Origin of the sequence: Trinickia sp. NRRL B-1857 (genome assembly GCF_050470685.1) — a bacterium.
Classification (GTDB): domain Bacteria; phylum Pseudomonadota; class Gammaproteobacteria; order Burkholderiales; family Burkholderiaceae; genus Trinickia.
This window is the reverse complement of record NZ_JBFLUK010000001.1, coordinates 4,378,038-4,392,615: the sequence shown is the minus strand read 5'-3', so window position 1 is coordinate 4,392,615 and position 14,578 is coordinate 4,378,038. Positions and strand designations below refer to the sequence as shown.

12 protein-coding genes are annotated in these 14,578 nt (G+C 63.3%); 2 read left to right on the top strand and 10 right to left on the bottom strand.

What is annotated here, in order from left to right:
• Positions 1-117 precede the first annotated feature (117 nt).
• The 9 genes from AB1286_RS19560 to AB1286_RS19520 all read right to left on the bottom strand — a co-directional run bounded on the left by AB1286_RS19560 (position 118) and on the right by AB1286_RS19520 (position 9,189).
• Entirely contained in the window at positions 118-699 is a 582-nt protein-coding gene (locus AB1286_RS19560; RefSeq protein WP_430364817.1) for a glutathione S-transferase family protein, read from the bottom strand.
• A 138-nt stretch (positions 700-837) separates the two neighbouring features.
• On the bottom strand, positions 838-1,149 hold the full coding sequence (locus tag AB1286_RS19555; RefSeq protein WP_430364816.1) for a DUF3579 domain-containing protein: 312 nt from the start codon (positions 1,147-1,149) through the stop codon (positions 838-840).
• A complete protein-coding gene (locus AB1286_RS19550) occupies positions 1,146-2,771 on the bottom strand; it encodes a methyl-accepting chemotaxis protein (RefSeq protein WP_430364815.1) in 1,626 nt (541 codons plus the stop codon). Before AB1286_RS19550 ends, AB1286_RS19555 begins: the two co-directional genes overlap by 4 nt.
• Before the next feature lie 97 nt (positions 2,772-2,868).
• Positions 2,869-4,017 carry a porin gene (locus AB1286_RS19545; protein ID WP_430364814.1) on the bottom strand — a complete coding sequence of 383 codons (1,149 nt, stop codon included), beginning with the start codon at positions 4,015-4,017 and terminating at the stop codon, positions 2,869-2,871.
• A 196-nt stretch (positions 4,018-4,213) separates the two neighbouring features.
• Positions 4,214-4,888, bottom strand: coding sequence for a response regulator (locus AB1286_RS19540; protein WP_430364813.1), 675 nt, complete (start codon positions 4,886-4,888; stop codon positions 4,214-4,216).
• Between the two features lie 4 nt (positions 4,889-4,892).
• The gene (locus tag AB1286_RS19535) at positions 4,893-6,263 is read right to left on the bottom strand and encodes a sensor histidine kinase N-terminal domain-containing protein (RefSeq protein WP_430364812.1); all 1,371 of its coding nucleotides are present in this window, start codon (positions 6,261-6,263) and stop codon (positions 4,893-4,895) included.
• 94 nt (positions 6,264-6,357) lie between these two features.
• The gene (locus AB1286_RS19530) at positions 6,358-7,221 is read right to left on the bottom strand and encodes an ABC transporter permease (RefSeq protein ID WP_430364811.1); all 864 of its coding nucleotides are present in this window, start codon (positions 7,219-7,221) and stop codon (positions 6,358-6,360) included.
• Positions 7,222-7,255: 34 nt separating this feature from the next.
• Positions 7,256-8,053 (bottom strand): ABC transporter ATP-binding protein, encoded by a 798-nt coding sequence (locus AB1286_RS19525; RefSeq protein ID WP_430364810.1) that lies wholly within the window; start codon positions 8,051-8,053, stop codon positions 7,256-7,258.
• A 122-nt stretch (positions 8,054-8,175) separates the two neighbouring features.
• Positions 8,176-9,189 carry an ABC transporter substrate-binding protein gene (locus AB1286_RS19520; protein ID WP_430364809.1) on the bottom strand — a complete coding sequence of 338 codons (1,014 nt, stop codon included), beginning with the start codon at positions 9,187-9,189 and terminating at the stop codon, positions 8,176-8,178.
• 314 nt (positions 9,190-9,503) lie between these two features.
• Here AB1286_RS19520 and AB1286_RS19515 point away from each other — a divergent pair, with 314 nt between their 5' ends.
• Positions 9,504-10,823 carry an APC family permease gene (locus tag AB1286_RS19515; RefSeq protein WP_430364808.1) on the top strand — a complete coding sequence of 440 codons (1,320 nt, stop codon included), beginning with the start codon at positions 9,504-9,506 and terminating at the stop codon, positions 10,821-10,823.
• A 44-nt stretch (positions 10,824-10,867) separates the two neighbouring features.
• Here AB1286_RS19515 and AB1286_RS19510 read toward each other — a convergent pair whose 3' ends face one another.
• Positions 10,868-12,259 (bottom strand): alkaline phosphatase family protein, encoded by a 1,392-nt coding sequence (locus tag AB1286_RS19510; protein WP_430364807.1) that lies wholly within the window; start codon positions 12,257-12,259, stop codon positions 10,868-10,870.
• A gap of 433 nt (positions 12,260-12,692) precedes the next feature.
• On the opposite strand from AB1286_RS19510, the gene AB1286_RS19505 reads away from it, so the two are divergent.
• Entirely contained in the window at positions 12,693-14,576 is a 1,884-nt protein-coding gene (locus AB1286_RS19505) for a TonB-dependent receptor plug domain-containing protein (protein ID WP_430365128.1), read from the top strand.
• The last annotated feature ends 2 nt before the right edge of the window (positions 14,577-14,578 follow it).

The window sequence follows — 14,578 nt, the reverse complement described above, 5'->3', positions numbered from 1 at the left end:
GGAGCAGCCTATGCCCCGTCATGCAATATGAGTGCCATTGTAAGGACGCACGCAACGCCGATAAATGCAATAAATCGAAAGTCAGAAGTCGCGAGAAACGAACAATCGGCGTAGTCATCACTCGAGGGGCGCACCGACAAATGCAGGCAACGCCTCCGCGCGCTCGGAGAGTGCCGCGAGCGCCGGATAACGGCTCGATCCGAACTCGCCCGGCGAGATGTGCTGCGTGAATCGCCACGCGACAGCCGCCGTGATGTCGGGTTGCATGAGACGATCGCCGCACAGCCAAGTACCCGCGCGGACGGCATCGGCCACGCCGCGTTCGAGCCACGGCGCGTGCCGCTTGTCCTGCGGCCGCACGCTCTGCTCGTAGGCGATTTGCACGGTTTTCTCGCAAGCCGCGAGCGCGAAACCGATTAGATGCAGCGCATTGCGGCGCGCCGCCGGCTCTTGCGGCATCAAGCGCGCTGGCGGCGCCGCGCGCTGCTCGAGGTAGTCGAGGATCAGCGTCGAATCGATCAGTTGCGTGCCGTCGTCGTCGATGAAAGTAGGCGCTTTCACGACGGGATTGATCTCGCGGAATTCGTCGAAGTGCCTGAAGACCGAGACAGGCCGATGCTCGAACGGGATGCCGAGCACAGCCATCGATACCGCGACGCGACGTACGAACGGGGAATCCATCATGCCGATCAATTGCATCGATGCCTCTCTTGCTATTGCGTGATTGGGATACCGCACTTGAGCAGACGCCAGTTTGCCGCGCAGCGCGCCCACTTCGCAAGGGAGTGATCGTTCGTTTGCAGAAAATGAAGCCAAAAAAATCGACGTAAGCCGCGCTTAGTCGCCGGACCGAACCGGTAATTCGTTATCGCTCGCGAATCGCATGACGAACTCGAACGCCTCGGGACAGATTTCGGCCAATTCCCCCGATACGCTTAGGCATCTCACCCCCGCTTCGACGAGCGGGACGGCAAGCCAAGTCGATGCGACGGCGCTGCCCGGCCGCCGCTCCTTGACGAACAGGACGATGACGCCGGCGAGGCGCTCGGCCCAGTCGCCCGGTCGAAATACCTTTCCGCCGTGCGTAACGCCGACGATGCGGTGCGTATCGATTCGATTTTTGTTCGGCAGATGATCGAGTGTCGTCATGCGTGGTTGAGCGAAGGTACGCGCGGCCGTGCATCCGGCACTGGCGAACGAGCGACAGCGAGTTCCTCGTTCGCCCGCAATCGGAAAGCGGCTACCGTCTCGTCGAGCAAGCGGGCCTGCGCCTCGAGCGAGGCGGCCGCGCCGGCTGCCTGCTCGACGAGCGCCGCGTTTTGCTGTGTCGCGCTGTCCATATGCGAAACGGTGCGGCTGATTTCGACGATGCCTGTCGATTGGCGCGCCGAAGCCGCGCTGATCTCGCCGACGATCCGCGTCACTTCGCGCGCGGCATCGACGACATTGGCCATCGTATGCCGGGCGCGCTCGGCCAACTGCGTCGCGCCTTGCACCTTGGATACGGACGCCGTCATGAGCGCGCGAATCTCCTTAGCCGCGGTGGCGGCACGCTGCGCCAGCGCGCGCACCTCGCCGGCAACGACGGCAAATCCCCGCCCCTGCTCGCCTGCACGCGCGGCCTCCACGGCGGCATTGAGGGCAAGAATGTTGGTTTGAAACGCAATGCCCTCGATGGCGCCGATGATGTCGACAATGTGCGTCGAATCGGCCGACATATCCGCGATCGCCGTCACGATTTCGGCGACGACGTCGCCACCGCCGCGCGCCGTGCCCGAAGCCGTTTCGGCCAACGCGCGCGCGTCGTCCGCTTGGCGAGCGTTTTGCTCAACGGTGCCGGCGAGTGTCTGGAGGCTCGCGGCCGCCTGCTCCAGCGCAGCCGCTTGACGCTCGGTGCGCTCCGACAAATCGGCGTTACCGCTCGCCATATCGTGCACGCCGTGCCGTATTTCGGCCGTCCCCTCGCGCACGCGCGTCACGGCGGCGCTCAAGCTCGATTGCATGCGCGCGAGCCCCGTCATCAACCTGCCCATCTCGCCGCCCTGGGCTGTATCGATCGTCGAGGTCAGATCGCCCGAGGCAATGCGCTCGAAGTGATCGACGGCCGCGCCGATCGGTTTGACGATAGCGCCGTGCAACACGCCGCGCGCGAGCATCGCGCAGGCCAACGAGCCGCAGCCGACCACGGCAAAAAGCCACAGCAAGGCGTGAAAGCGCTCGCGGGCCGCCTCGAAATGCTGCTTCTGAGCCTGCACTTGAAAATTCATGAGACCCAGCGCGGCGCGCTGATAGTCGGTGAAGCGTGTCTCCGGTGCCTGCCGCTCGATCGTTCGAAACGACGAAAAGTCGTCCTGATCGAGGGCCGCCACTTCCGGGAAGATCACTTCCTTGATCAGCACGGTGCGCGCCGCCCGTAGCGCGCCGGCGAGCGAGGCCTCCGTGTCGTCCGCCACCGGCAAGGCATCGTAGATCGCCAGTGCGCGATCGCTCGCGCGCAGCGCCGCATGCACGCGCTCGAGCGTCGGGCCCGTCGGCTTGCCTTGCGCGACGAGCGTTTCGTAACCGCCGAGATCGACGCGCGCCTGCATGAGGTTTTCGCGACTATCGGCCAATGCCGTCAGCGCGGCGGTTTCACCGCTATACATTCTTTCGAGGGCGACGTTGGCGGATTTCAGCCCGGCCACCGACGCCGCAATCACGAATACCAGCGCCCCCGTATAGCCGACGAGCGTGGCGGTCAACGCACCTCGAACGTTCGTAATCCTTACCATTGCCGTCTTCCCGAAAAAAAGGCGGCAGCGAATGGACTCGCCGCCGCCTTCGAATTGCCGCGCGCAGGCGGCAACGTCTTGGAGGAGGTCAGGAAAATCAGAAGCGCGTACGGATACCCGTCGCCACTTCGAGCTGGTTGCTGTGGCCGAACGTCGTGCCGACCGTATAGCCGCCGTGCAGCTTCATATAGTCGGCGGCCAGGTACAGCTCGGTGCGTTTGGACAAGTGGTAGAACGTCGAGGCGTAGAGCGTTTCCTTGTATCCGTTGTGCACGATCGTCGCCGCCGGATCGAACAATCCCGAGTTCGCATTCGGAATGTTGCCGTCGGTGTTGTAGGCAGCGTTCTTCACGTGCATTTGCTGATAGCCGACTTCATAGTCGAGCGGGCCATGCGGCGCGATCTTCATCGACACCGTCCACGCGTTGTCTTCGCGATCCGGCAGCGAGCCTTGCTTGCCCGTGTAATGGAAATAGCCCGCGTTGATACGGCCGATGCCGAAGCGGAAGTCGCCCCCGAGCGACATCGTCTGATCGACGAATCCGCCGTTGTTCACGTGGTTGTAGAAGCCGCCGACGGAGAAGTTCGGCCCGTTGTAGCCGAGCGCGGCTTGATAGCCTGAGCCCGTGGCGAACTGCGTCGAGTTGCTGAATTGATAGTCGGCCGCCGCGTAGATGCCGTTGCTAAATAGCTTCTTCCACGCGATGCTGTTTTCCGAACGCGTGCCCGTCGGCCCTGCCGCGTAGAAGACGAGCTGCTTGAAGTTGTTCGAATTCGTGTAAGCGCCTTCCTTGGTGGAGAACGTCGAGCTCACGTACGGATCGCCGTACAGGCCCGAGAAGTCCTTGGCGACCGTATCCTGGAAGCCGACCGTCACTTGGCCGAGCGTGGGATTCACGAGCCCCACCCACGAATCGCGATCGAAGAGTTGGCTGCCGTCTTCGGCATTGCCGCTCGTCGGCACGAACTCGCTCTCCAACGTGAAGATGATCTTGTTGCCGCCGCCGATGTCTTCGGCACCGCGCAAGCCCCAACGGCTGCCGCTGAACCAGGGTTCGCCACCGACGTCGCCCGGGTGGCCCATCGAGATCAAGTGATTGCCGGCTGCGTTCGCGTTCGTCGTATAGGCAACCGCCGACAAATCGATCAGGCCATAAAGCTGCACGCTCGATTGCGCATGCGCGCCCGTTGCCACCAAAGCGCCGGCCGTCAGCGCCAATGTCCGATAGGTTTTCTTCAAGATCATCTCCTCACTCACTGCGTTGAAATTGTGTTTTGTATGCGCGAAGCACGCGGCACTGGCGCGCTTCACTTGAACAACGTCGCAATGGAGACAATCGTATCGGTCTGTATCCTTCACGCTCCTTTCGCAATTACTTAGGATTACTAAGTAGTTTCACGTAAACACCGCAATGTATGAGGTATTTATGACTAACGCCGAGCTACGAGCCGTCCTTCGCGCGCAACACGTAGCCGAGCCCGCGCAGCGTCATGATTTGCGCCGTCGAGTTCGTTAGGTGTTTGCGCAGACGATGAATGTAGATGTCGATGGCATCGGCGCTCGGTTCGTCCTCGAGGCTATAGACGCTGTCCATCAACGCCGTCTTCGATACCGTCTTGCCTTGCTTGAGCATCAGCGCTTCGAGGATGGCATGCTCGCGGCGGCGCAGCGCGAGCGGCGTTTCGTTGTGGCTGAACTCGCGCGTGTTCGTGTTGTAGTGCAGATCGCCGCATACCAAGGAGACCGACTTGCCTCCCGCTTGGCGCCGGATCAGCGCCTTGATCCGCGCAATCAGCTCGCGTGCATCGAACGGCTTGACGACATAGTCGTCCGCGCCCGCGCTGAAGCAATCGACCTTGTCCTCGATCGAGCCGTGCGCGGTGAGCATCAACACCGGTGCGTTGTCGCCGCGCCGGCGGAGCCGGGCGAGCACGTCCTTGCCGCTCATGCGCGGCAATCGCATATCGAGCAAGATGACGTCGTAGCGGCCCGTACGCAAAACGGCATCCGCCGTCTCGCCGTCAGGCACGCAGTCGACGGCGAAATTCTCGCCTTGCAGCAAATTGACGATCCAGTGCGACAGATCGGCGTTGTCTTCCACGAGCAGCAGCTTCATTGCTTCATTCCTTCCAAGCCGGCAGGTGCACGGTGGCCACGAGCCCCACGCGTCCCTCGCCCGGCGCGACCCCAACCGTTCCGCCGTGCGATTGCGCAATGCGCTGCACGATCGATAAGCCGAGGCCCGTTCCTTCGACATCCGTCTTGCCGCGATAAAAGCGCTCGAAAACATGAGCCCGAATTTCGGCGGGAATACCGGGCCCGTCGTCGATCACGTCGAGCACGACCTCGTCGCCGATGCGCCGGCAACGGGCGGTCACGCACCCGCCCTCGCGGGTATAGCGGATCGCATTGTCCACGAGGTTGGCGACGAGCGCCGTCAACAGTTGCTCGCTACCCGCCACGCGCAAGTCTTCGCCCAGTTCAGCGCCTAGATCGATCTCGCGCCGCTGCGCGGCCAAAATCAACTCCTCCAGCACCGAGGACACAACTTGTCCCAAATCGACGGGCACGCTCGGCTGCGGCAAAGGCGCCGATTCGGCCCGTGCGAGCAGCAGCAGTTGATTCGTCATTTCGGTCATCTTGCGGCTCGTGCGATGAATGGCGCCGAGCGCGTCGGCCAATGCAGGCGGATCGTCCCCGCACTGGCGCGCGCACTGCACCTGCGTGTCGAGCAGCGTGAGCGGCGTGCGCAGTTGATGGGCCGCATCGGCAATGAACTGGCGCTGCGTATTCGTATGCAGCTTGAGCCGCGCGATGCACTGATTGATCGCATCGACTATCGGCCGCAACTCCGTCGGCAAGTGATCGACCCGCACGGGTTCGAGCTGCATCGGATCGCGATCGGCCACGTCGTCCTTCAACTTCATGAGCGGCCGCAACTCGCTCGTCAGACCGATCAGCACGAGCAATACCGCCAGTACGAGCATCAACCCCTGCCGGACCAATTGCGGATGCCACAACTGCGCGAGCATGCCTTCACGCGAAGCCTGCGTCTTGCCCACGATGACGACGACGGGCAGCGCGACACCCGCGTTATATAGCTGCCGGCGGTAGGCTACCGCGCGGATCGTTTGCCCATCGAGCGCGGTGTCGTAGAAGATGGGATATGGCGCCCGACGCTGCGGCAGCGCGAGCTCGGGCGTGCCGCCCAAGAGCCGATCGTCGCCCGCCACCACCTTGTAGAACACATGGTCGTGGTAAGGCGACTCGAATATTTCCAACGCGGCCGGCGGAATGTCCGCGCGCAACTCGCCGTTGCTCCATTCGACGTCTTCGCCGATCGTCCGCGCCGACGCGAGCAGCGCGTTGTCCTGTAGCAGATCCGCCGTTTGGCGCGCGGCGTCGAAGGCCATGACGCCGGCCACCAACATGAATGCCGCCAGCGGCAATAACACCCACCAAAGCAAGCGGGCGCGCAAACTATGCATCATCGATCGTCGCCCTGTAGATGTAATGAAGCTCGCGCCGTACCGATGCCCCGGGCATCGGTACGGCGCGAGCCGGCCGCATCGTGCGCATCGACGCTCAGAATGCGGCGGGCCTCCATTTCAACAAGCGTTTTTCCAAGGTCGTGAGCAGATAGTCGGTGGTCAACGCCACCACCGCGAGCACGATCATGGCGGCGAACACGCCGCTCGAGTTGAAGGCGCCTTGCGCCGTCGAGATCAAGAGCCCGATGCCCTGCTTCGAGCCGAGGAATTCGCCGACGACCGCGCCGACCAGCGCGAAGCCGAAGCTCACGTGCAAGCTGGCCAAGATCCACGACAGCGCCGACGGGATCACGACGGCTGTCGTCAATTGCCGCTTAGACGCGCCCAGAATCTGCGCATTGGCGATCATATACCGATCGGCTTCGCGCACGCCCTGGAACGCGTTGCCGAACACGACGAAAAAGACCATGACGACGGCGAGCGCCACCTTCGATGCCATGCCGAGACCGAGTGCGATCACGAACACGGAGCCGAGCACCACGCGCGGAATCGAATTGGCGATCTGGATATAAATGCTGAACACGTCGGACAGCAGCTTGTTGCGCCCCAAAATGACGCCGCAAATCACGCCGGCCACCGAGCCGATCGCGAACCCGATCATCGTTTCCTCGAGGGTGACCCAGACCTGCACGAGCAGCGGCCCTTGCGAGGTGCCGTTCACGAACCAGTCGGCAATCTGAGCGAAGATCAACGAGGGCATCGAGAAGAAAAACGGATCGATCCATTTCATCCGTCCCGACAATTCCCAGCCCCCGAGCCATACGACGAGCACGAGCAAGCGCAAACCGATGATCAACGCGCGGCGCTGGCGCAGGCGGCGCTGTGCCGCTTTTTCGACTTCGGCGAGCGACGCCGCCTCGGCAATGCTCGCTTTGGGGGGTTCGAAGGTGGTAGCCATGGTAGCCATTCTTTAGTCTTTCCGGTGTTCAGAGTCAAGCAATCCGTACTTCTTCGCGCAAGTCGTGCCAAATGTCGCGCGACAGTTCGATGAAACGCGGTTCGTAGCGAATCTCGGAGGTGATACGGGGACGCGGCAGGTCGATCTCATAGACCTTCTTCAGCGTGGCGGGACGCGCGCTCAGCACGAACACGCGGTCGGCCAGGGCGATGGCCTCTTCGAGATCGTGGGTAACGAACACGACCGATCCCTTGTTCGCCGACCAAAGTTGCAGCAACTCGTCTTGCATCAGCGTACGCGTTTGCATGTCGAGCGCCGAAAACGGTTCGTCCATCAGCAAGATTTCGGGCTTGTTGATGAACGTCTGCGCGAGCGCCACGCGCTTGCGCATGCCGCCCGAGAGTTGATGCGGGTAATGGCTGCCGAATTTTTCGAGGCCGACGCGGCGCAGCCAATCTTTCGCTTCTTCATAGGCGACGGCTTTCGAGCGGCCTCGAAACAGCGGGCCGGCTGCGACGTTGTCGAGCACCGAACGCCATGGGAAAACCGCATCGGCCTGGAACACGAAGCCGATACGCGGATCGATGCCCGAGACGGGATTGCCCATCACTCGCACGGTGCCCGTCGTCGGCTTCAGCAGACCGGTGATCATGCTTAGCGTCGTCGATTTTCCGCAACCCGTCGGGCCGACGACGGCGATGAATTCGCCCTTGGCCACAGACATGCTGAAATCGCGCAAGGCGATCGTCGCTTTGCCGTCTGGGGAAATGAAGCGGCATGACACCGAGTCGAACTCGATGACGGGTACGTCATGGGAGGCAGCGTGGTTCATCAGAGCAATCCAAGCGATTGGGGGTGGGCGCCTAAACCACGGCGCCCGGGGCACGGCAGGAGAAACTGAAACCGGTCGAGGTTGCCCGCGCCGCGCAAGCGCGGCCCGGGTCCGGCGCCGCTTTACTTCGCGGCAACGAATTCGTTGGTGTACGTCCTGGCGAGATCGACATGCTTGCCCTTGATCGCCGGGTTAAAGCCCGAGAGCACCTTGAGCACCGTCGCCGGGCCGTCCGCCGGCATCTTGCCGTCCGCCGTATACATCGGCAGCGACGCCTTCAACGCGGCGACGTAAAGCGCCTTGTCCTTCTGGTAGTCGGCCGGCATCTTCGCCGCGATGTCCTCGGCGCTATGCGTATGGATGAACTGCATCGTCCGCACGAACGCATGCGCGAGCTTGGCGGCTTGATCCTTGTGCGCATCGGCCCACGCGGACTGCACGTACAAGCTCGAGGCGGGATACGTGCCGCCCAGCGCGGCTTTGGTGCCTTCCACCGAGCGCATGTCGACGAGCACCTTCGCATCGCCCGTGGCGAGCAGCTTCGAGACGGTCGGCTCGGTCGTCATCCCCGCATCGATGCGGGCCTGCTTGATCGCCGCGATGAAGCTCGCATCGGCGCCCACCGGCAGCATCGTGTACTGCGACGACGTGATGCCGTGCTGACCGGCTAGATATTGCGTGAGGAAGCTCGTCGACGAACCAAGGCCCGTCACGCCAAGCGTCTTGCCTTTGACGTCGGCCATCGACTTGACCGTATCGGCCGCCTTCGTCGACACCATCTCGACTTCGCCGGGCACCTGTCCGAACACGGCGATGGCCTTCACGTCCTTGCCCTTCGTCTGCAAATCGATCGTGTGATCGTAAAAGCCGACGACGCCCTGCACGGCACCCGCGAGCAACTCGTTTTCCGCGTCGACGCCCGCAGGCTGCGAGAGCAACTCGACGTCGAGGCCTTCGTCCTTGAAGTAGCCCAACTGCTCGGTCAGTTTCGCCGGCAAATAGATGAGCTTGGTGATGCCGCCGACCATGATCGTGATCTTGCCGTTATCGGCGGCCATCGCGCCGTGCGACGCCAGACCGACGAGCAAAGCTTGAGCGAGGGCAAAGTTACGGATTTTCCGCGAACTCGGGTGCATGCGAGTGTCTCCTCTTTATATCGGCGCTTTAGGCGCACCGGGTTGAATCGATGGAGCGATTCTAGGAGCAACAATCCTTCCCGAGCCTTTCACCGGAACGGTCGACACATCCGGGATTACCATGACGAATCTCAATGGCGGCACGCAGTTGCCGAGCCCATCGGCGTAAATCATGCCATCCTTTGTCACCTTTTCAGGGCTATAACGATCGGAGCGCCGCTTCGCAAGCGTCGCTTGCGCGGTATTCGGACGAGACAAGGCTGCGGCGCCGAGAGGCGAGCGGTCCAATTCGAGAATTAATCGACGAGATAAGCATGTCAAATCGCAGCAGCAATCGCAGCGTCGCGAACGCTTCGCATTCTCCGCACGGGACCCTGACCGTGCTTCAGGGCGCGGCACTTTACGTCGGCGCCGTGCTCGGGACCGGTGTCATCGCCCTGCCCGCACTCGCCGCCAACGTCGCCGGACCGGCTTCGCTGCTGGCTTGGCTCGGGCTGGTCGTACTCTCGGCGCCGCTCGCGGCGACGTTTGCCGCACTCGGAGCACGCTATCCCGACGCCGGCGGCGTCGCCACCTACGTCCGCCGCGCCTTCGGCGCGCGCGCATCCGCCATCGTCGGCTGGTGCTTTTATTTCGCCGTGCCTGCCGGTGCGCCGGCCGCCGCGATCTTCGCGGGCGCATACGTCGCCGAGGCGATCGGGGGCGGCGAGCAAACGGTGCTGCTCACAGGCGTCGCGCTGCTCGCCATCGTCACGGCCGCCAACGCATTCGGCGTGACGATCTCCGGCCGCATGCAGCTCGGCCTTTCGACCGTACTCGTGGCGCTGCTCGTGACGGCGGTGGCCGCATCGGCGCCTCATGCGCATGCGAGCAACTTGCATCCGTTTGCGCCGCACGGTTGGCTGGCCGTGGTACCCGCGGCCGCCCTGCTCGTTTGGAGCTTCGCGGGATGGGAAGCCATCACGCATCTGGCCGGCGAATTCAAGCACCCGTCGCGCGACTTGCCGCGCGCGTCGGCTATCGCCGTGATTGTCGTCGGCGCGCTTTATCTGGCCGTCGCGCTCGTCAGCGTGCTCGTACTCGGCCCCGGGGCCGGCCGCTCCAGCGCCCCGCTCGCCGAACTGCTCGTACTCGGGATCGGCGGCAACGTCCGCGTCTTGGCCGCCGGCGCGGCCCTGCTGCTGACGCTCGGCACGATGAACGCCTACTTCGCCGGCGCGGCCAAGCTCGGCGCGGCGCTGGGCCGCGACGGCGCGCTGCCGTCATGGTTCGCGGCGGGCTCGTTGGCCGGAGACGTTCCGCGCCGCAGCCTCGCGGTCATTTCCGTCTTGGCCGCGCTCGGCATGATCGCCGTGACCGCGGCCGGCGTGGGGCCGAAGCCGCTCGTGCTGCTCACGACGGGATCGTTCGTCACCGTTTATGCCTTGGGCTGCGCAGCCGCGCTGCGCTTGCTACCGCGCGGCACGGCAGCCCATCGTTGCGCACAGGTTGCGCTGGTGTGCGTCGTCGCCCTTTGCGCGGCAACGGGATGGTTCTTGCTCTGGCCGCTCGTCATGAGCGGCTGTGCCCTGCTCTATCTGCGCTTGAACCGTGACCGCGCGCGTCAGGCAGCCGTTCACTGCGACGTTTCTTAACGATCGATCATGTAGGCTCGGCCGGCCGCGTCTACACTGCGCGCCTAAGCGGTGCCGGTCATCGACCAGCCGAGCGTGCGAAACGCCGCCGCGGCGCGCCCCTTGTTGGCCGGCGCCTGTACGTTCGAGACCGGCAGCGCGTGCGGACAAGGATGGATATCGGCAGCCTTGCGCGGCGTCGATAGCGTCAGCACCGAGGTGAAGTCAGCGGCTTGCGCAAAGCGCGGCGTGTCGAGCAGCGGCGCGCCGTCTTGCGCGACGATCCGGGCGAGCGTCTTCGGAATCGACGCATGTTCGTAGAAGGTGTGATCGATCGTCGCCTGCTTGACGTAGGGGGAGATCACGAGCGCGGGCACTCGGCAGCCGAACCGATCGAACCGGAACCCGCGTTTGGTCAGCGACGTAGGCGGGCACGGCGCGAGGGTCGGCATGCCGCCGACGTGCGCGGCGTCGGGAATGACATGGTCGAAGAATCCGCCATGCTCGTCGAATACGATGAGCAGCAGGCTCTGCTCCCAATACGGCGATGCCACGAGCGCGTTATAGACGCGCTCCACCAGGGCTTCGGCCGCGCGAACGTCGCCGCACGGATGCATCGATTCGCCGTTCTCGAAGTTGCCCACCGGATCGTAGTGCGGCTCGATGAAAACGAAACTGGCGTCGAGGTTGCCGCTCGCCAGCGCGGAGAAAAAGTCCTCGTGCGTGACCAAGCGCGCCGCATGCGCATCGACACCCTTGATCGCCCAAGCTTGCGGCATATCACCGTGAGCGATCATCCATTGGTTCGGCGCGAGCCGCGTGAAAACCGAGTCGTTGCCGCTGCCGTACTTCGCCACGTCGAGTAGGCTCGCCTCGATCGACGCCAAATCGCTCGGCGAATGATCGAGCCCCCAAGAGGTGGCGGCCAATGCAAAAAAGCGGTTCGGCCAGGTCGGCCCCGGAACCGACGAGAACCAGCGGTCGCAAATCGCGAACTGCTGGGCGAGGAAGTTCAGCACCGGTAGTTGATCGGGCGTGAAGCAGCGCAGCGCGGAGGCGACGTCGAAGCCATGCGCCTCCAGATCGCGCGCGAAACCGAGATCGTTCGCGCTCGTCGCGCAAAGCGGATAGGCGCCGCCCGTCAGTCCCGCCGAATCGTCGGGCGCGCAAGTGGCAAATCCCCGGCTTTCGCTAGGCGCCGCCAGCTGCACCAGCGTATCGGTGAACTCGTGACCGGGATCGAAGGCTAGCCTGAACGGTGCCCCTTGCCCCACCGGATAGAGCGTGCCGTTCGCGCCCGAATTCGTATAAGCCGGTTTGCCGACTAAGCCGTCGGCTTGCGTGGGCTCGCCGTTCGGTGTCCAGCCACGCAGGTCGGACCAACCGAACACATTGTCGTACGAGCGGTTCTCCAACATCAAAACAAACATCTTTTTGACATTTAGGACTGCCGACATTTCGTCTCTCCGTCAGCATCCGCGCAGTCGTTCGGCTCGATCGCTCCTCATTGCCTCGGACCCGGGACGCGCTTGCACCCCATTTATTCAACATATCTAGTAGGCGCTGCATCCTCGGCGCACGGTGACCGCCGACGCGCTAGCCGCCCCGCCGTCCTACCGTCGCAACCTAGTGCACGGGTCGTCGTTCGTCAAGCTGGGGCGTGCGCCCCTCAAGCTTTGCATTCGCCGGCCGTTAAAGAAGCAGGCACACATTAGATAATCGAACGCTGTCGTTCTTTGCTCCATGTTTTCGGAACACTTCCCTCGCGGGCACAACCCGCACCCGCTGTGCCGCCTTGCGCTCGTGCTGTCGATCTTATTCGCCGCCGGCCGCGTCGGCGCAGCACAGCCCGACGCCCCCGGGGGAGGCTCCACGCCCGATCTCGCCTCGATGCCGCTCGAGGCGCTCATGCAGGTCAAAGTTAGGACTGCTACTTTGTTGAGTCAGTCCGTCGCCGACGCACCGGCGGCGGTCGTCGTGCTGACCGCCAAGGACATCCAAGCCTTCGGATGGCGCACGCTGGCCGATGCGCTCGCGTCGCTACCGGGGCTCTACACCTCGTACGACCGCACCTATACGTATTTGGGCGGACGCGGTTTTCAGCGGCCCGGCGACTACAACAGCCGCTTTTTGCTGCTGATCGACGGTATGCGCGTCAACGATGCCGTCTACGACCAGGCGCCGATCGGCGACGATTTCCCGGTGGACATGGATCTCGTCGAACGCATCGAGTACGTGCCGGGTCCCGGCTCCGCGGTGTACGGACCGAACGCTCTATTCGGCGTGATCAACGTCGTGACGAAAAAAGGCAGCGACATCAACGGCGCCCAGGTGGCCGGCGCGATCGGCAGCTTCGGCGAAAAACGCGCGCGCGCGAGCTACGGCTGGCATGGCGAGAGCGGCGCCGACCTCGTTTTATCGGCGACCGGGTACGATCGTAGCGGACAAGACCTTTACTACCCCGAGTTCGATACGCCGGACCAAAACCATGGCGTCGCGCAGGGTCTCGACTACGATCGCGCGCAACAGTTGTTTGCAAAATTCGCCTATCGAGGCTTTAAGATCAGCGCGGGCTACGGCACCCGCACGAAGGGTGTGCCCACCGCACCGTATCAAGCTATTTTCGATACGGCGCAAAGCACGGCCGATACGCATAGCTTCATCGATGCTACTTATAGCCACGTCTTGACGAACGGGCTAGAGATCGCATCAGAAGTGTATTGGGAGCGGTACGACTATAAGAGCGTCGGCCTATATGGCGATCCTCCCGCAACGAACGTCGACGGCGACAAGGCCATTTGGTACGGCGCCGACGTGCATGCCACGATTTCGTCCGTGCCGCGCAACAAGCTCGTCATCGGCGCGAGCTTGATGCGCGATGCGGCCCGCGATCAGTACAACTACAACACCGATCCGTATCAGCTCGTGCTGGACGACCGGCGCAGCAGCAATTCCGTCGGCCTGTATGCCGAAGACGAAATTCGGTTGCCGTGGCACTTCACGTTGAACGCCGGCGTGCGCTTCGATCACGATTCGAATGCGGGCACGAACGTAAGCCCGCGCTTGGCGCTCAATTACAAGCCGACTGACACCGATACCTTCAAGCTGTTATACGGGCGCGCATATCGCGCGCCGAACGCGTACGAGCTGTACTATTCGGATCCGGGCCCCGGCGGTCAGCTCGGCAATACGTCCCTGAAACCGGAACGAATCGCAACGACCGAGTTCGTCTACGAGCACGCCCTCGGTGACAACGCTCGTGCGACCGTCTCCCTGTTTCGCTACGACGTGCGCGACCTGATCACGGAAACGCCCGACCCATCCGGCGTGTTCATCTTCGAGAACGTCGATCACGCCACCGCGCACGGCATCGAGCTCGCCTACGAGCAGAACATCGCGTCGATCGCGCGAATCCGGGCGAGCTATTCGTGGCAGCTCGCGCGCGACAGCGCAACCGGCGGCGTCTTGCAAAACTCGCCCCGCCACTTAGGCAAGCTCAATGTCACCGTGCCCTTGTTTCACGAGGCGGCGCGTGCCGGTGCCGAATTGCGGTGCGAATCTGCCCGATTGGCCGAATCGGGCTCCGCCGCGGGGTATTGCCTCGGCAACTTGACGATCGGCAGTCAGCGTCTCGTCCCGCACGCCGACGTGTCGTTTTCGATCTACAACGTAACGGACAAGCGTTACGCCGATCCCGCGGGCCCGAACTTCACGCAGAGCGTGATCCCCCAGCAGAGCAGAACGTTCCTGCTCAAGCTCGTGTACGGTTTCTGATA